At 70.5% G+C, this 17,539-nt stretch carries 16 protein-coding genes and 1 riboswitch; of the genes, 8 read left to right on the top strand and 8 right to left on the bottom strand.

What is annotated here, in order from left to right; all coding sequences use genetic code 11:
• Positions 1–76: 76 nt before the first annotated feature.
• The 3 genes from lpxC (at position 77) to thiC (ending at position 3,243) form a co-directional block, all read left to right on the top strand.
• Positions 77–1,000 carry a UDP-3-O-acyl-N-acetylglucosamine deacetylase gene (gene lpxC, locus AVS7_RS17455; protein ID WP_020230897.1) on the top strand — a complete coding sequence of 308 codons (924 nt, stop codon included), beginning with the start codon at positions 77–79 and terminating at the stop codon, positions 998–1,000.
• 15 nt (positions 1,001–1,015) lie between these two features.
• Positions 1,016–1,192 carry a hypothetical protein gene (locus AVS7_RS24930; RefSeq protein WP_020230896.1) on the top strand — a complete coding sequence of 59 codons (177 nt, stop codon included), beginning with the start codon at positions 1,016–1,018 and terminating at the stop codon, positions 1,190–1,192.
• A gap of 4 nt (positions 1,193–1,196) precedes the next feature.
• A riboswitch (TPP riboswitch) is annotated at positions 1,197–1,306 on the top strand.
• 80 nt (positions 1,307–1,386) lie between these two features.
• Positions 1,387–3,243, top strand: coding sequence for a phosphomethylpyrimidine synthase ThiC (gene thiC, locus AVS7_RS17450; RefSeq protein WP_020230895.1), 1,857 nt, complete (start codon positions 1,387–1,389; stop codon positions 3,241–3,243).
• 6 nt (positions 3,244–3,249) lie between these two features.
• On the opposite strand, the gene AVS7_RS17445 is transcribed toward thiC, so the two are convergent.
• The 5 genes from AVS7_RS17445 to AVS7_RS17425 form a co-directional block, all read right to left on the bottom strand.
• Positions 3,250–4,869 (bottom strand): methyl-accepting chemotaxis protein, encoded by a 1,620-nt coding sequence (locus AVS7_RS17445; RefSeq protein ID WP_020230894.1) that lies wholly within the window; start codon positions 4,867–4,869, stop codon positions 3,250–3,252.
• Positions 4,870–5,036: 167 nt separating this feature from the next.
• Complete coding sequence (locus AVS7_RS17440) at positions 5,037–6,332, bottom strand: TRAP transporter large permease (RefSeq protein WP_020230893.1); 1,296 nt, start codon at positions 6,330–6,332, stop codon at positions 5,037–5,039.
• Complete coding sequence (locus AVS7_RS17435; protein ID WP_020230892.1) at positions 6,325–6,831, bottom strand: TRAP transporter small permease; 507 nt, start codon at positions 6,829–6,831, stop codon at positions 6,325–6,327. The genes AVS7_RS17440 and AVS7_RS17435 overlap by 8 nt, the downstream gene beginning before the upstream one ends.
• 18 nt (positions 6,832–6,849) lie before the next feature.
• Positions 6,850–7,833: a TRAP transporter substrate-binding protein gene (locus AVS7_RS17430; protein WP_020230891.1), complete on the bottom strand. Its 984-nt coding sequence runs from the start codon at positions 7,831–7,833 to the stop codon at positions 6,850–6,852.
• 245 nt (positions 7,834–8,078) lie between these two features.
• Positions 8,079–8,750 (bottom strand): GntR family transcriptional regulator, encoded by a 672-nt coding sequence (locus tag AVS7_RS17425; protein ID WP_020230890.1) that lies wholly within the window; start codon positions 8,748–8,750, stop codon positions 8,079–8,081.
• A 79-nt stretch (positions 8,751–8,829) separates the two neighbouring features.
• Between AVS7_RS17425 and AVS7_RS17420 the strand changes: the two genes are divergently transcribed.
• The 5 genes from AVS7_RS17420 to AVS7_RS17400 all read left to right on the top strand — a co-directional run bounded on the left by AVS7_RS17420 (position 8,830) and on the right by AVS7_RS17400 (position 15,308).
• The gene (locus tag AVS7_RS17420; RefSeq protein ID WP_020230889.1) at positions 8,830–9,582 is read left to right on the top strand and encodes a LamB/YcsF family protein; all 753 of its coding nucleotides are present in this window, start codon (positions 8,830–8,832) and stop codon (positions 9,580–9,582) included.
• Between the two features lie 4 nt (positions 9,583–9,586).
• Positions 9,587–11,200 (top strand): 5-oxoprolinase/urea amidolyase family protein, encoded by a 1,614-nt coding sequence (locus tag AVS7_RS17415; RefSeq protein WP_020230888.1) that lies wholly within the window; start codon positions 9,587–9,589, stop codon positions 11,198–11,200.
• On the top strand, positions 11,200–12,924 hold the full coding sequence (locus tag AVS7_RS17410; protein WP_034691923.1) for a biotin carboxylase N-terminal domain-containing protein: 1,725 nt from the start codon (positions 11,200–11,202) through the stop codon (positions 12,922–12,924). Before AVS7_RS17415 ends, AVS7_RS17410 begins: the two co-directional genes overlap by 1 nt.
• 153 nt (positions 12,925–13,077) lie before the next feature.
• Positions 13,078–14,709: a methyl-accepting chemotaxis protein gene (locus tag AVS7_RS17405; protein ID WP_020230886.1), complete on the top strand. Its 1,632-nt coding sequence runs from the start codon at positions 13,078–13,080 to the stop codon at positions 14,707–14,709.
• A gap of 122 nt (positions 14,710–14,831) precedes the next feature.
• Positions 14,832–15,308, top strand: coding sequence for an RcnB family protein (locus tag AVS7_RS17400; RefSeq protein ID WP_020230885.1), 477 nt, complete (start codon positions 14,832–14,834; stop codon positions 15,306–15,308).
• Here the strand turns inward: AVS7_RS17400 and ruvC are convergent.
• From ruvC to aroE, 3 genes are all read right to left on the bottom strand, one after another.
• A complete protein-coding gene (gene ruvC / locus AVS7_RS17395; RefSeq protein WP_034691916.1) occupies positions 15,302–15,850 on the bottom strand; it encodes a crossover junction endodeoxyribonuclease RuvC in 549 nt (182 codons plus the stop codon). The genes AVS7_RS17400 and ruvC overlap by 7 nt on opposite strands.
• Positions 15,851–16,015: 165 nt before the next feature.
• Positions 16,016–16,717 (bottom strand): monofunctional biosynthetic peptidoglycan transglycosylase, encoded by a 702-nt coding sequence (gene mtgA, locus AVS7_RS17390; protein ID WP_020230883.1) that lies wholly within the window; start codon positions 16,715–16,717, stop codon positions 16,016–16,018.
• Positions 16,714–17,517: a shikimate dehydrogenase gene (aroE, locus tag AVS7_RS17385; RefSeq protein WP_049696959.1), complete on the bottom strand. Its 804-nt coding sequence runs from the start codon at positions 17,515–17,517 to the stop codon at positions 16,714–16,716. The genes mtgA and aroE overlap by 4 nt, the downstream gene beginning before the upstream one ends.
• Positions 17,518–17,539: the final 22 nt, after the last annotated feature.

The following is a 17,539-nucleotide window of genomic DNA, read 5'->3' as shown; positions in this document are numbered from 1 at the left end:
GAATTGCCTGTGCGGCTATCGCGCCGATAGCGTGATTTCCCGTGCCCCATAAGGGGGCGCCCGGTAAAATCGCCGGATGCTCCAGCAACGCACCATCAAGACCCTGACCCGCGCCGTCGGCGTGGGCCTGCACAGCGGCCAGCGGGTCGAGTTGACGTTGCGCCCGGCTCAAGCAGACACGGGCATCGTGTTCCGCCGCGTCGACCTGCCGGAGCCGGTGGACATCCCCATCACCGCGATGGCCGTGGTCGATACGCGCATGGCCTCGACCATCGGCGCGGGCGGTGCCAAGGTGCACACGGTGGAGCACCTCATGTCCGCCTGCGCGGGCCTGGGGCTGGACAACCTCTACATCGACATCACGGCGGAGGAAGTGCCCATCCTCGACGGCTCCTCGGCCTCGTTCGTGTTCCTGCTGCAGAGCGCGGGCGTGGAGTTGCAGAACGCGCCCAAGCGCTTCATCCGCGTCAAGCGCCCCGTCGAGGTGCGCGAGGGCGACGGGAACCATCTGAAATGGGCGCGGCTCGACCCGTACCACGGCTTCAAGCTGCGCTTCGAGATCGACTTCGCCCATCCGGCCGTCGATTCCACGGGCCAGAGCGTGGAGTTCGATCTGGGCAGCGGCAACTACACGCGCGACATCGCGCGCGCGCGCACCTTCGGCTTCACCAAGGACGTGGAGATGCTGCGCTCCAACGGCCTCGCGCTCGGCGGCGGCCTGGACAATGCCATCGTCATGGACGACTACAAGGTGCTCAACAGCGACGGCCTGCGCTACGACGCCGAGTTCGCGCGCCACAAGATCCTCGACGCCATGGGCGACCTGTACCTCGTGGGCAAGCCGCTGCTGGCCGCCTACAGCGCCTTCCGCTCGGGCCACGCGATGAACAACCTGCTGCTGCGCGAACTGCTCGCGCACGAGGACGCGTGGGAGATCGTCACGTTCCAGAACGAGCGCCACGCCCCCGCGGGCTTCGCGCAGCCTGCGCGGGCTTGGTGACGGGGCGGCCGTGCGATGCTGATCTTCCGCTGGGCCGTGATGCTGCTACTGCTCGCGGCGGCCGTCTCCTTCGCCTTCTTCGCTGCCACGGGCCAGCAGCACTACAAGCGCTTCGGTCTGGTCATCGTCAAGTGGACGATCATCGCGGCCTTCATGTTCTTCGCGGTGCTGGTCCTGGAGCGTTTGGCGTAAACTGCGCCTCGCTCCGGGGTGCACGTAATGGCGTGCTGAGACGGCGGACCTGACCGCCGGAACCGCGAACTTGATCTGGTTAGTACCAGCGTAAGAAGAGCTGCAGTGGGAATCCGTGCGTGTGCCATGGCACGTGCGCGGGCCATCCCGCCGATTTGCGGAGCATTCCATCCACCTTCACTGGAGTGCCCGCCATGAACGCCCCCGACAAGTTCGCCCAGCTGCTCGCCCTTACGCGCGAGCCCTTTCCCGCATCCACCAAGTCGTACATCGGCGGCAGCGCGCCGGGCCTGCGCGTGCCCGTGCGCGACATCGCGCTCACCAACGGCGAGGTGGTGAGCGTGTACGACACCTCGGGCCCCTACACCGATCCCTCCGTGCAGATCGACGTGCGCCAGGGCCTGGCCAGCGTGCGCGGCGCCTGGATCGCCGCACGCGGCGACACCGAGAGCTACGAGGGCCGGGTGCGCCAGGCGCTCGACGATGGCCAGAAGGGCGAGGACGGCGAACGCCTCGCGCGCCTGCGCGCCGAGGCGGCCGCGCTGCAGCGCCGGCCGCTGCGCGCCAGGAACGGTGCCAACCACACCGGCAACGTTACGCAGATGCACTACGCGAAGCGCGGGATCGTCACGCCGGAGATGGAATACGTGGCCCTGCGCGAGAACGGCCGCCGCGAGTGGATGCAGCAGTACATGCAGGACGTGGCGCGCGAGCAGCGCCTGGCCGGCAACCCCCTGGGCGCGAGCATCCCGAAGTTCATCACGCCCGAGTTCGTGCGCGACGAGGTGGCGCGCGGCCGTGCCATCATCCCCGCCAATATCAACCACCCCGAGGTGGAGCCGATGGCCATCGGGCGCAACTTCAAGGTGAAGATCAACGCCAACATCGGCAACTCCGCCGTCACCTCCAGCATCGAGGAAGAGGTGGAAAAGATGGTCTGGGCCATCCGCTGGGGCGCGGACAACGTGATGGATCTCTCCACCGGCAAGAACATCCACACCACGCGCGACTGGATCGTGCGCAACGCGCCCGTGCCCATCGGCACCGTGCCGATCTACCAGGCGCTGGAGAAGGTCGGCGGCATCGCCGAAGACCTGACCTGGGAGATCTTCCGCGACACGCTGATCGAGCAGGCCGAGCAGGGCGTGGACTACTTCACCATCCACGCGGGCGTGCGCCTCGCGTTCATCCACCTCACGGCGCAGCGCCGCACCGGCATCGTCTCGCGCGGCGGCTCCATCATGGCGAAATGGTGCATGGCGCACCACCGCGAGAGCTTCATCTACGAGCACTTCGAGGACATCTGCGACATCATGAAGCAGTACGACGTGTCCTTCAGCCTCGGCGACGGCCTGCGCCCCGGTTGCGCGAGCGACGCCAACGACGAGGCGCAGTTCGCCGAGCTGCGCACGCTGGGCGAACTCACGCAGACCGCGTGGAAGCACGACGTGCAGACCATGATCGAAGGCCCGGGCCACGTGCCCATGCACATGATCCAGGCCAACATGACCGAGCAGCTCAAGCACTGCCACGAGGCGCCGTTCTACACCCTGGGCCCGCTGACCATCGACATCGCGCCGGGCTACGACCACATCGCCAGCGCCATCGGCGCGGCCATGATCGGCTGGATGGGCACGGCCATGCTCTGCTACGTGACCCCCAAGGAGCACCTGGGCCTGCCCGACCGCGACGACGTGAAGCAGGGCATCATCGCCTACAAGATCGCCGCGCACGCGGCCGACGTGGCCAAGGGCCACCCGGGCGCCCGTGCGCGCGACGACGCATTGAGCCAGGCGCGCTTCGACTTCCGCTGGCAGGACCAGTTCAACCTGGGCCTGGACCCGGACACCGCGCGCGAATTCCACGACGAGACGCTGCCCAAGGACTCGGCCAAGGTGGCGCATTTCTGCTCGATGTGCGGCCCCAAGTTCTGCTCGATGAAGATCACGCAGGAGGTGCGCGAGTTCGCGCAGCAGGGGCTGCAGGAGAAGGCGGCGGAATTCAACCGCACGGGCGGCGAGCTGTACGTGCCGATCCAGCCCGTGGCCTGACGGCGTTCAGGCGCCGGGCAGCAGGGCGGGCTGCGGCGGCTCGCCCGCCCGCGGCGCGGGCAGCACGAAGCGGCTGATCAGCGCGCTCAGCTCGCGCGCCTGGGTGTGCAGGCCCTCGGCCGCGGCGGCCGATTCCTCCACCAGCGCGGCGTTTTGCTGCGTCATCCGGTCCAGGCCCGAGACGGCCTGGTGGATGGCGGCGATGTCGCGGTCCTGCGCCTGGGCATGGGCGGTGATCTCGCCCATGGTCTGCGCGGCATGCCCGACCGCCGCGACGATGCGCTGCATGGTGGCGCCGGCCTGGCCCACGAGGTGGCTGCCCGCCTCCACCTGCTGCACCGATGCGCCGATCAGCGCCTTGATCTCCCGGGCGGCCTGGGCCGAGCGGTTGGCCAGGCTGCGCACCTCCTGCGCCACCACGGCGAAACCGCGGCCCTGCTCGCCTGCGCGCGCGGCCTCCACGGCGGCGTTGAGTGCCAGGATGTTGGTCTGGAACGCGATGGAGTCGATCACGCCTGTGATGTCGGCGATCTTGCGCGAGCTGGCCGTGATCTGGCCCATGGTGCCCACCACCTGCGCGACCACGCCGCCGCCCTCGCGCGCCACCCCCGCAGCCTCGGCCGCGAGGGCCTCGGCGCGGCGCGCCGCATCGGTGGATTCGTGCACCTTGCGCGTGACGTGCTCCAGCGCCGCGGCCGTCTGCTGCAGGCTCGCGGCCGCCTCCTCGGTGCGGCTGGAGAGGTGGGCGCTGCCGCCCGCGATCTCGTGCGAGGCGCCGCTGATGTTCTGCGCGGCGGACTGCACCTGCCGCGCGACGGTGCGCAGCGCGTCCTGCATCACGGCCAGCGAGGCCAGCATGCGGCCCGTCTCGTCGCGCGCATGGCCTGTGATCTCCTGGCGCAGGTCCAGCCCCGCCACGCGGTCGGCCGTGGCGCTGGCCAGCGCGATGGGGCGGGTGATGCTGCGCACGAGCCACAGCGCCAGCAGCGTGCCCAGCACGAGCGAGAGCGCGCCGAAGGCGATCTGGGCGATGCGCGCCAGCGCGCTGAGCCGGGCGACCTCGGCGGCGGCGGCGTCGATCGCCGTGCGCTGCGCCTGCGTGAGCGCCTGCAGCGCATCGAGCAGGCCTGCGGCAGCGGGCACGAAGCGCTCGGCATAGGTCTTGCGGATGCGCTCGGTCAGGCCCGCGTCGCGTGCCGCGACGAGTTCGGTGCGTGCCTTCAGGAAGCCCTGGCCGGCTGCCTGGATGCGCGCGAGCCGCTCGGCGTCCTCGGCGGCGTCGAGCCGCTGCGCGAGCTGGGCGACGAGCGCGTCGTACTGCGCCTGGGTGCGCGCGATGTCGGCGCCCAGGATCTCGCCCACCTCGGGCTCCGAGCTCAGCGCCACGGCCTTGTCGCGCTCGGCATTGATGGACTGCAGCCGGAAGGCGTCGGCCACGAGGCGCTCCGTGCCCACGCTGCGCTCCACCATCGCCTGGGTGGCGGCGTGGATGCGCACGAGGGAGCGCACGCCGATGGCCGAGCCCGCGAGGCCGAGGGCGAGCACGGCCAGGAAGACGGTGACGAGGCGCCGGCCCAGGGCGCTGGAGGGGGAAGAGGGGCGGGGAGCGGATGCTGGTGCGGTCATGGGCGGGTCGATCAGGACCCGCCCACTATGCGGTGCAGTTGTGACAATTTGTTTTAAGCGCACGCCGCATCCGGATTTGCGGGTGTGCTCTGATGCTCCTGAAAGAGGAGCTGCCAGCGCTTTCTGGGTAAGCGCTGGCGGCCAAAAAGGCTTGAACCTCGCTGCGCCTACATCTTTTCCGGCAGCATCGTGACGATGCCGGGGAAGAACCACAGGATGACCAGCGCCAGCACCATCAGCAGGAAGTAGGGCGCGCAGACCCGGGCGATGTAGGTGATCTGCTTGCCCGTCATGCCCTGCAGCACGAACAGGTTGAAGCCCACGGGCGGGGTGATCTGCGCCGTCTCCACCGTGATGACGAGGAAGATGCCGAACCACAGCGGGTCGATGCCCGCGGCCTGGATGATGGGCAGCACCACGCTCATGGTGAGCACGATGGTGGAGATGCCGTCGAGGAAGCAGCCGATCAGCACGTAGAAGATGCCCAGCACGATGATGAGCATGGCGGGCGACAGGCCCAGCCCGCCCACGAATTCGGCGAGCTGGCGCGGCAGGCCGATGTAGCCCATCGACAGCGTCATGAACGCCGCGCCCGAGAGGATCAGCCCGATCATGCAGTAGAGCCGCGTGGCGCCGAACAGGGATGCCTTGAAGCTCTCCCACGTGAGCGACTGCTGCGCGGCCGACAGTACCAGCGCGCCGGCCACGCCGATGCCCGCGGCCTCGGTGGCCGTGGCGATGCCGGTGTAGATGCTGACGATCACGCTGCCGATGAGCACCACCACGGGGATCAGGTGGCGGGCTTCGTAGACCTTCTCGCGGAAGGTGAGCTGGCCGTCGGCGCGCGGCACCTTCTCGGGGTTGAGCAGCGCCCAGACCATGATCCAGCCGCTGAACAGCACGGCCAGCATCAGGCCGGGCAGCACGCCGGCCATGAACAGCTTGGAGATCGACAGCTCGGCCGACACGCTATAGACGATCAGGATGATCGACGGCGGGATCAGGAGGCCCAGCGTGGCCGGGCCGCCGAGGGAGCCGATGGTCTGCGCCTCGGGGTAGCCGCGCTTTTGCAGCTCGGGCAGGTTCATCTTGCCCACGGTGGCGCAGGTGGCCGCCGACGAGCCCGATACCGCCGCGAAGATGGTGCAGCCGATCACGTTGGTGTGCAGCAGCCGCCCCGGCAGCGCGTTGACCCAGGGCGCGAGGCCCCGGAACATGCTCTCCGACAGGTTGGTGCGGTAGAGGATCTCGCCCATCCACACGAAGAGCGGCAGCGCCGTGAGCGTCCACGAGCTGGCCGAGCCCCAGATGGTCATGGCCATCGCGTCGCCCGCCGCGCGGGCGGTGAAGAACTCCATGCCGAACCAGGCGACGCCTGCGAGCGTGAGGCCCACCCACACGCCGCCGCCCAGGAGGGCCAGCAGCACCACGATCAGCGCGATGCTGGCGGTGATTTCATTCATGGTGTGCGTCCTCGATGTCGCGGGGCTTGCGCTGGCCCCGCAGTTCCAGCACCAGTTCGTCGCAGAAGGCGATGAAGAACACCAGCGTGCCCAGCGCCATGAAGATCTGCGGGATCCACAGCGGCGTGGCGTCGATGCCGACGGAGATGTCGTCGATCTCCCACGACTGCCACACCAGCCGCGCCGAGTAGAACGCGAGGAAGCCCGACAGCAGCGTGGCGATGACGAGGCACGCCACCTCCAGCGCCTTGTGCGCGCCGCCCTTGAGCGCGCCCAGCAGCAGCGTCACGCGGATGTGCTCGCCCGCCTTGAGCGTGCTGGCCAGCGCCATGAAGCCCGCGCCCGCCATGGCGTAGCCCGCGTAGGCATCGCTGCCCGGCGCGTGGAAGCCGAACAGGCGGCTCACGATGGTGAGCAGCACCATCGCCAGCACGCCGATCATGAAAAGCCCCGCCACCCAGGCGCTGGCGGAGTACAGGCCGTCGAGCCATCTGCGCATCGTACGTCCCCGGTGGATTTACTTGGAGGCCTTGTAGGCGTCCAGCATGGCCTTGCCTTCGGCGCCGGCCTTCTCGGTCCATTCCTTGATGACCACGTCGCCCACCTTGGCGAGGTCGGCCTTGAGCTGCGCGGAGGGCTCCTCCACGCTCATGCCGCCGGCCTTGAGCGTGGCGATGGAGCGCGCATCCACCTCGCGCGACTCCTTCCAGCCGCGCTCCTCGGCGGCGGCCGCGGCCTTCAGCACGGCGTCCTGCTCGGCCTTGGGCAGCGCGTTGAAGGCCTTCTTGCTCACCGTCACGGCGTTCTTGGGGATCCAGGCCTGCACGTTGTAGTAGTGCTTGAGGTGCTCGAACAGCTTGTTGTCGGCGCCCGTGGCGCTGGAAGTGATCAGGCCCTCGACCACGCCGGTGGCCAGCGCCTGCGACAGTTCGGCTTCCTGGATGGTGGCGGGCTGCGCGCCCACCAGCTCGCCGATGCGCGCCGTGGTGGGCGAATACACGCGCCACTTCATGCCCTTGAGGTCGGCGGCGGACTGGATCGGCTTCTTGGTGTAGATGCCCTGGGGCGGCCAGGCCACGGAATACAGCAGCACCTGGCCCTGCTTGTCGAGCAGCTTCTGCAGCGCGGGCTTTTGCGCCTGGTAGAGCTTGAACGCTTCGTCGTAGCTGCCGACCAGGAAGGGCAGGCCATCGACGCCGAAGATCTGCGATTCGTTCTGGAAGCTGACCAGGAAGAACTCGCCCATCTGCGCGTTGCCGGTCTGCACGGCGCGCTTGATCTCGGGCATCTTGAACAGCGACGCGCCAAAGTGCGGCGTGATCTTGAGCTTGCCCTGGGTGGCGGCGTCCACGTCCTTGACGAACTGCTCGTTGTTCTTGGAGTGGAAGTTGAAGGCCGGGTAGGCCGTGGCGAAGTCCCACTTGGTCTGGGCGAGCGCGCTGCCCGCAAAGCCGACGGTGGCGGCCAGGGCGGCGGTGGCGCAAAGGATTCGACGCTTCATGGATGGCTCCTTCAAGGGTAGGGGTTCAGGGGAATGCCTGTGCAAGGACGGTTGTGTCCAAGGCAATTCGCGTGCCAAACGTACCACCTTGTGGGTGAGGAGTCATCAGGGATTTCAACGATACGCGCTGCTCGTTGATGTTGTAGTGTTGAATTGTCGGAAACTTGATTAGAGATTGTTCAACCAAATTTGGTGCATTGCCTTGGCATCTGCACCGCGTTGGTGACGGCATGCACCTTGGCACATCACGGAACCTGTCTGGCGTAGACCGCCAGCACCATGCGCTCGGACTGCACGAGGTAGGCCTCCAGTTCGCGCGCGGCGGCGGCGGTCTGCCCGTCCACGAACATCTGCAGCAGCCGGGCGTTGTAGTCCACGTAGGGCGCGTGCAGGTATTCGGGATCGTCCAGCATGCCGAAGGCCAGGCGCAGCTCGGCGGCGATGTCCTCGAACATGGCCGACAGGCGTGCGCTGTCGCTCAGGGCGACGATGGCGGCGTGGAAGGCCATGTTGGCCGAGCCCACGCGCTGCCAGTCGCGCGCCTCCAGGGCGACAGTGGCGTCCTCCACGGCCTGGCGCATGCGCTTGTGGGCCGGGTGCAGGGGCCAGGCCTTCTCCAGCGCCTGGCACTCGATGAGGCGGCGCACGCGGTAGATGTCGATGATGTCGGCGATCGAGGGCACCACCACCGACACGCCCCGGTTGGGCTCGTGCAGCAGCAGCCCTTCCTTGATGAGGGTGCGGAACACCTCGCGCAGCGTGTTGCGCGAAATGTCGAGCTGTTGGGCGAGCTGGGCCTCCGACAGCCGCTGGCCGGCGCGCAGCTGGCCGTTGATGAGCTGCTGGCGGATGGTGTCGGCCACGGTGTCGGTCAGGCTGGCGGGCTCGGAGCGGTTGGTGAAATGCCGGGACTGCATGGAATGCCTTTTGCTGGGAAATTTGCCACTGCCTGTTGAACAATCAACGGGCCCCATTTGACAAAACGAGGATACAACGATGGACATCAACAGCGACCTGGGTGAAAGCTATGGTGCATGGCGCATGGGCGACGACGCCGCCATGCTCGACGTGGTGACCAGCGCCAACGTGGCCTGCGGCTTCCACGCGGGCGACCCTGCGGGCATCCTGCAGACCGTGCAGGGCGCCGCCGCGCGCGGCGTGGCCGTGGGCGCGCACGTGTCGTACCCCGACCTGGTGGGATTCGGCCGCCGCAACATGGACCCCACCAGCACCGAGCTGGTGGCCGACGTGGTCTACCAGATCGGTGCACTGCAGGGCCTGGCCCAGGCGGCGGGCACGCGCGTGCGCTACGTCAAGCCGCACGGCGCGCTCTACAACACCATCGCCTACGATGAGCGCCAGGGCAACGACGTGATCACCGCCATGCTGGAGATCGACCCCGGCCTCACGCTGCTGGCGCTGGCGGGCTCGCCGCTCATCGAGCGCGCCCGCGCGCGCGGCCTGCGCGTGGTGGCCGAGGCGTTCGCCGACCGCGCCTACAACGACGATGGCTCGCTCTACTCGCGCCGCCTGCCCGGCGCGGTGCTGCACGACCCCGACGAGGTGGCCGAGCGCATGCTGCGCATGGTGCAGACGGGCGAGCTGGTGAGTGTCACCGGCAAGACCATCCGCATGGAGGCCGGCTCCATCTGCCTGCACGGCGACAGCCCCGGCGCGGTGGCGATGGCGCGCCGCGTGCGCGAGCGGTTGGCGCAGGCGGGCGTGGAGCTGCGCGCCTTCGTGGACTGACCCCATGCACATGCGTTTCATCTCCGCCAGCGACGCGGCGCTGCTCGTCGAGCTGGAAAGCCTCGCCGCCGCCATGGCGCTGCACCGCGCGCTGCTGGCGCGGCCCGTCGCGGGCGTGCAGGAGCTGGTGCCCGCGGCACGCACGCTGCTCGTGCACTACCGGCCCGCCGCCATCGCGCTGCCCGCGCTGACCGAGGCGCTGCGCGAGCGCGGCGCGGTGGCGGACATTCATGAAACCGGCGCGCAGCCGGGCCGCACCGTCGAAATCCCCGTGTGCTACGACGGCGAAGACCTGCCCGAGCTGGCCGAACTGCTCGGCCTCGACGTGCGCGAGGTCATCGCCCGCCACACCGGCCAGCCCTGGCAGGCCGCGTTCGCGGGCTTCGCGCCGGGCTTCGTCTACATGGCAGGCGGTCACGCGAGCTTTCGCAACGTGCCGCGCCGCCAATCGCCACGCACCAAGGTGCCTGCGGGCGCCGTGGCGCTGGCGGGGGACTTCAGCGCCGTCTATCCCAGCGCCAGCCCCGGCGGCTGGCAGCTGATCGGCGTGACCGGCGTGCCCATGTGGGACATGCGCCGCGCCGAGCCTGCCTACGTGCAGCCGGGTTTCCAGGTGCAGTTCCGCGACGCGGGCCAGGCTGCGCTGCACGTCAGCCTGCCGCCCTTGAGAAAGTCAGAGCCAAAAACACCTCCAGCGCTTGATGGTCAAGCGCTACCAGCTATTGAAATCGTAGCGACAGGCCTGCAGGCGCTGGTGCAGGACGCGGGCCGTGCCGGCATGGCGGGCCTGGGCCTGTCGCCCTCCGGCGCACTGGATGCTGCCGCCATGCGCGAGGCCAACCGCCTCGTCGGCAACCCCGTGCATGCGCCCGTGCTGGAGAACGTGCTGGGTGGCCTGCAGCTGCGCTGCCACGGGCAGGCCACCGTGGCCGTTACCGGAGCCGATGCGCCGCTCACGCTGCGCGCCGCCGATGGCCGCGCGTGGCCAGTCTCCAGCCACCAGGGCGTGGCGCTGGACGACGGCGATGTGCTCGTCATCGGTGCGCCCACGGCGGGCGTGCGCTGCTACGTCGCCGTGCGCGGCGGCTGGCAGGTGGAGCCGGTGCTGGGAAGTTGCGCCACCGACACGCTCGCGCAGGTCGGCCCGCCCGCACTGCAGGCTGGCCAGCGCTTGTTGGTGGACAGCCAGCCCGTGCAAGCCGCGCAGGCCGCCAGTGAAGCCGTCGTGCTGCCCCGGCCCGGCGAACTGGTCACGCTCGACGTGGTGCTAGGCCCGCGCACCGACTGGTTCACGCCCGAAGCGCTGCAGACCTTTGCCGCGCAGGAGTGGCGCGTCACGCCCCAGTCCAACCGCATCGGCATGCGCCTGGAAGGCGCGCAGCCGCTCGCGCGCAGCCGCCATGACGAGCTGCCCAGTGAGGGCACGGTGACAGGCGCCATCCAGGTGCCCATCAGCGGCCAGCCCGTGCTGTTCCTGGCCGACCATCCCCTGACCGGCGGCTATCCCGTCATCGGCGCCGTCGCCAGCCACCACCTGGGGCTGGCCGCGCAAATCCCCGTGGGCTGCCGCGTGCGGTTCAACGTCATCGCTCCGTTCTTCGAGCAGGTCACACCATGATTACCAAAGTCCTGATTGCCAATAGAGGCGAGATTGCTGTTCGGGTGGCCCGCGCCTGCCGCGACTACGGCGTGCGCTCCGTCGCCGTCTATGCCGACCCCGATGCCGACGCGCTGCACGTGCGCGCCGCCGACGAGGCCTATGCGCTGCAGGGCATGCGCCCGGCGGACACCTACCTCGACATCGCCAAGCTCATCGACGTGGCCCGGCGCAGCGGCGCCGACGCGGTGCACCCCGGCTACGGCTTCCTGTCGGAGCGCGCCGAGTTCGCGCGCGCCGTGATCGCGGCGGGCCTGGCCTGGATCGGCCCGCGTCCCGAGACCATCGAGGCCCTGGGCGACAAGGTGGCCGCGCGCCGCATCGCGGCCCAGGTGGGCGCGCCGCTCGTGGCGGGCACGCCTGGCCCCGTCTCCAGCGCCGCCGAGGTGCTGGCCTTCGCAGAGCGGCACGGCCTGCCGATCGCCATCAAGGCCGCGCACGGCGGCGGCGGGCGCGGGCTGAAGGTGGCCTGGCGCATAGAGGAAGTGGCCGAGCTGTATGAATCCGCCGTGCGCGAGGCCACGGCCGCCTTCGGGCGCGGGGAATGCTTCCTGGAGCAGTTCCTCGACCGGCCGCGCCACATCGAGGCGCAGATCCTCGCCGACCAGCACGGCCGCGTGGCCGTGGTCGGCACGCGCGACTGCTCGCTGCAGCGGCGCAACCAGAAGCTGGTCGAGGAGGCGCCCGCGCCCTTCCTCACCGACGCCCAGCGCGAGCACATCCACCGCGCCGCGCGCGACATCTGCGCGGCGGCGGGCTACGTGAGCGCGGGCACGGTGGAGTTCCTGCTGGGCCAGGGCGGGCAGATCTCGTTCCTCGAAGTCAACACCCGCCTGCAGGTGGAACACCCCGTGACCGAGGAAACGGCGGGCGTGGACCTGGTGGTGGAGCAGCTGCGCATCGCCGACGGCCATCCGCTTTCCTTCACCGAAGCGCCGCCCCCGCGCGGCCACAGCATCGAATTCCGCATCAACGCCGAAGACCCCGGGCGCGGCTACCTGCCCACGCCCGGGCGCATCACGCGGTTCGACGCGCCCGGCGGCCCCGGCGTGCGCGTCGATAGCGGCGTGGAGGCGGGCAGCACCGTGCCCGGCAGCTTTGATTCGCTGATGGCCAAGCTCGTCGTCACCGGTGCCACGCGCCAGCAGGCCCTGGCCCGCGCACGGCGCGCGCTGCGGGAGTTCGAGATCGAAGGCGTGGCCAGCGTGCTGTCTTTCCACCGCGCCGTGGTGGAAGATGCCGCCTTCACCGGCGAGCAGGGCTTCGCCGTGCACACCCGCTGGATCGAGACCGAGATGGCCGCGCGTTTCGACGCCGCCGCGCGGCCCGAGGCCGAGAGCGCGGCGCCGCTGCTGCGCACCTTCGTGGAGATCGACGGCAAGCGCGTGCGCCTGGGCCTGCCCGCGGGGCTTGCGCTGCCGCAGTCCGCTGGTGCTTCTGCGCCAACGCCCGCCGCCGCGCCGGCCAGCGCACCCGGCGACGTGCCGGCTCCGCTCACCGGCAGTCTCGTCGCCTGGCACAGGCAGACGGGCGATACGGTGGAGGCCGGCGAGGTGATCGGCGTGATGGAAGCCATGAAGATGGAAACCGCCCTGCACGCGCCGCAGGCGGGCACGCTGCGGTGCCTGGCAGCGGCGGGCGAGGTGCTGGCTGCGGGGCAGGTGGTGGCGCGCGTCTCCCCGTAGGCGCGGGGGCGCCCGGCGCCAGCCGGTGAATACCCTCTGTCGGGACCGATTCTTGCAACATAAAGTTGCAAAGTTGTCCGCCCACAAGGCGGAGCTTTGTGGCAGGCGGCGGGTGCCGTCCTGTCCGGACCGTGTTCAGCCAAAAGGAACGACATGACCACCCTGGGGCGCCTCTCCATCCGTGCACGCCTGTATTTCGCCACCGTCTTCTCCCTAGTCCTGCTGGCCGTCGTCGGCGCCATGGGCTACACCGCGCTGGACCGTACGCGCGGCATCCTGCAGGAGCTGTTCGCGCAGCGGGTGCAGACCCTCACCGACATGGCCAACCTGCGCACCAGCCTGGGGCACCTGCGCCGCGCGGAGAAGGACATCATCATCAACTTCAACAACGCCGTGGAGGTGGAGGCGCTGCGCGAGGGCTGGGGCCGCCAGCTCGCGGCGCTGCGCAAGGACCTCGCGCAGGTGCGCGCGGTGCAGGCGGGCGAGGCCGATTTCACCGCTGCTATCGACCAGTCGCTGGGGGAGATCCGGCAGTACGAGAGCGGCCTGGTGCCGATCTTCGAGCAGATCGAGCGCGCCCAGCTCGACGGCGCGGGCGCGGGCGCCTACGCCGAGCGCCTCAAGGGCCACATGGAGGCCACCGATGCGCTGTTCGCCAGCCTCGCCACGCACGCGCGCGACCGCATGGACGAGGCGCGCGCCGCGTTGGACGCGCGCACGGCCACCATGGCGGTGCTGATCGCGGGCGCCGTGGTGCTCGGCCTGGCCGTGCTGGTGCCGCTCACGCTGTTCAGCGTGCGCTCCATCACCCAGTCGCTGGCGCAGGCGCGCGAGCTGGCCGAGCGCATCGCGGGCGGCGACCTCTCGCACGAGGTGCGCGCGCGCCAGGACGACGAGATCGGCAGCCTCATCAACGCCATGGGCCGCATGCAGGACGCCCTGCGCGCCCTCGTGGGCCAGGTGCAGCAGGCGGCGGGCAGCATCTCCACCGCCAGCGCCGAGATCGCCACCGGCAACCAGGACCTGAGCCAGCGCACCGAGCAGACGGCCGCCAGCCTGCAGCAGACCGCCTCGTCCATGGAAATGCTCACCGGCACGGTGCAGCAAAGCGCCGAATCGTCGCGGCAGGCCAGCGGCTTCGCGGCGTCGGCCGCCGAGGTGGCGGTGCGCGGCGGCGCCGTGGTGGCGCAGGTGGTGGACACCATGGGCGAGATTTCCGACAGCTCGCGGCGCATCGGCGACATCACGGGCGTGATCGACTCCATCGCGTTCCAGACCAACATCCTGGCGCTCAACGCCGCGGTGGAGGCCGCGCGCGCCGGCGAGCAGGGCCGGGGCTTCGCCGTGGTGGCCAGCGAGGTGCGCAGCCTGGCGCAGCGCTCGGCCGAGGCGGCCAAGGAGATCAAGGAGCTCATCGGCGCGTCGGCCCAGCGCGTGGAAGGCGGCGCGCGCCTCGTGGCCCAGGCCGGCGAGACCATGACCGAGATCGTGGGCAGCGTGCGCAAGGTCTCGGACATCGTGGCCGAGATCACCGCCGCGGCGTCGGAGCAGGCCGGCAGCATCGGCCAGGTGGGCGAGTCCGTGAACGACCTGGACCGCATGACCCAGCAGAACGCCGCGCTGGTGGAACAGTCCGCGGCGGCCTCGCAGTCGCTGCGCGAGCAGGCGGAGCAGCTGGCGCGGGCCGTCCGCCGCTTCAAGCTCGGCGCCGCCGCCACGGCCGTGCCGGCCCCTGCCGCGGCCCTGGAGCTGCCCGCCGTTCCCCTGGCGGTGGCTGCCGCGTAACGGATGCAAAGCGCAGGTAATCCACCGGCAAATCTTGGGTAAAAGCGCTGCCCGGGCGTGCCGCGCGGGCGCTGGCAGGTGCACCATGGAGGCGTGTTCACTGCCCAGGAAGGAGGCACGACATGCCCGCCATCACGACCACTCCCGCAACCCCCCGCGCTGCCGCAGGCGTGCGGCGGCGCCCCGCCGCGGCCTGGGGCGCCGCCTGCATGGCGCTGCTGATGGGGCTGTCCGCCGTCGGCGCGCAGGCCCAGCCGCGAGACCACCGCCAGGAGCCGCGGCATGACCAGCGCTACGACCAGCGCCACCGTCCCAGCCACATGCAGCCCCGCCCGCCCGGGCCGCCGCAGATGCGCCCCCGCCCCGGCCCGCCGCCGCATGCGCAGGGCCCCTGGCGCGGCGCGGGTCCGGACCGCCGCTGGCACCGGGGCGACCGCCTGCCGCCCGCGTACCGCACCCGCCACTACGTGGTGAACGACTGGCGCGTGCACCACCTGCGCCCGCCGCCGCGCGGCTACCACTGGGTGCAGTACGGCTCGGACTACCTGCTGGTGGCCATCGCCACGGGGGTGATCGCGCAGCTCATCCTGAGTCAGTAACTGCGCCCGCCCTTGTACATCGCGTGCTGGCGCCGAGACAGCGGCGCCACCTGCGCGATGCGGGCCATCGCCGCGCCCGCGTGCGCATGCGTGACGGCCAGGCCCAGCGCGTCGGCCGCATCGGTGCCGGGCAGGCCCGGCAGCTGCAGCAGGCGGCGCACCATCTCCTGCACCTGGGCCTTGGCCGCGCGGCCGTGGCCCACCACGGCCTTCTTCATCTGCAGGGCCGTGTATTCGGCCACTGGCAGGTTGGCGTTCACCAGCGCCGTCAGCGCGGCGCCGCGCGCCTGGCCCAGCAGCAGGGTGGACTGCGGGTTGACGTTCACGAACACGATCTCCACCGCCGCCGCGTCGGGCTGGTAGCGCGCCGCGACCTCGCTGATGCCGTCGAACAGCACCTTGAGCCGCCCGGGCAGGTCGCCCAGCGCCAGGCCCGTGGTACGGATGGTGCCGCTGGCGACGTAGCTCAGGCGGTGGCCGTCGACGTCCACCACGCCGAAGCCGGTGGTCTGCAGGCCGGGGTCGATGCCGAGGATTCTCATTTCAGTGATCCAGGACGCTACGCGCTGCCGGTGGCGCACGAAATCGGCGCGGCCCATGTGCGGGCAGCCGCGCAAGGGCCGCCCCGCCGCGCTGGCTGCGTCCCCCTCCGGTAGCGCGTAGCGCTAAGAGAGAGGGGGAAGGCGCGAAGCGACTCAGGGGGTGTTTCATGGAAGTTCCGCCCGTCCCATGCGGGCCAGGATGGTGCGCGTGCGCCCTGCGAGGTAGGCCGAGCCCGGCGCTTTCTCGAAGCGCTTGGGCGCGGGCAGCATCACCGCCAGGCGTGCGGCCTCGCTCGCGCTGAGCTGGCTGGCGCTCTTGCCGTAGTAGCGGCGCGCGGCGGCTTCGGCGCCGAACACGCCCGCGCCCCATTCCACGTTGTTCAGGTAGATCTCCAGGATGCGCTGCTTGGGCAGCAGTTGCTCCAGGGCCAGCGTGAGCACGAATTCCTGCCCCTTGCGCACGAAGGTGCGCTCGCCCGACAGCAGCAGGTTCTTGGCGAGCTGCTGGGTGATGGTGGAGCCGCCGCGGATCTTCGGCGCGCGGGCCTTGGCGGCGGCCTGCTCCTCGGCCTTGGCGTTGCGCTCCCAGGCGCGTTCGATCGCGTTCCAGTCCACGCCGTCGTGGTTGACGAAGCCGTCGTCCTCCGAGGCGATCACGGCGCGCTTGAGATGGTCGGAGATGCGCCCGTAGGGCACCCATTCCTGGCGCCAGCGCAGGTCGTGGCGCAGCGCCCAGGCTTCGGAGCGCTGGAAGGCGGTGGACTGCGGGTCGATCACCGCCATGGCGGCGATGCGCAGCACGAAGAACAGTTGCAGCGCGGCAAGGGCGAGCAGCACGAGGCCGAGCCAGCGCAGCAGGGGCTTCATGCGCTGCGCAGCTCGGCCAGCACCTGGGCCGAGGGCGGGCGCATGCCGCGCCAGATCAGGAAGGCCTCGGCCGCCTGCTCGACGAGCATGCCCAGGCCGTCGCGCGGCGTGGCGCCGTGGGCGCGGGCCCAGGCCAGGAAGCCTTCTGCCGCGGGGCCGTACATCATGTCGTAGGCCAGGCTGCCGGGGCGCAGCACGTGCGCGGGCACGGGCACGGCGTCGCCTGCGAGGCTGCTGGCGGTGGCGTTGACGATGAGGTCGAAATCACGCTCCAGCGCTTGTGGGGCAAGCGCGAGCAGCTCCGTTGTGTGTAGCGCCGCCAGCGCTGCGTGGCTGGCGGTGAGCGCCTCGGCCTTGGCCAGCGTGCGGTTGGCCACGGTGACGTGGCGCGCGCCGGCGGCGATCAGCGGTCCCAGCACGCCGGCCGCCGCGCCGCCCGCGCCGACCAGCAGCACGTCGCGCCCGGCCAGGGCGAAGCCCGCGTTGCGCTCGATGTCGGCCACCAGGCCCAGGCCGTCGGTGTTGTCGGCGTGGATGGCGCCGCCCTCGAAGACCAGCGTGTTGGCCGCGCCGGCGAGCTGCACGCGCTCGCTGCGCGTGGTGGCGCACTGCGCGGCCTCCAGCTTGAAGGGCACGGTGACGTTGCAGCCGCGCCCGCCCTGCGCCGCGAAGTCGCGCAGCGCCTGCGGGAAGCCGTCCAGCGGCACCAGGCGGGCCTCGTAGCGCAGCGGCGCGCCCGTGAGTTCGGCGAAGCGCGCATGGATGCGCGGCGAGCGGCTGTGGGCGATGGGATGGCCCATCACGCAGTAGAGGTCGGTGGGG

It is taken from the genome of Acidovorax sp. MR-S7, from assembly GCF_000400995.2.
GTDB lineage: Bacteria > Pseudomonadota > Gammaproteobacteria > Burkholderiales > Burkholderiaceae_C > MR-S7.
This window is presented reverse-complemented; position numbering and strand designations above follow the sequence as displayed.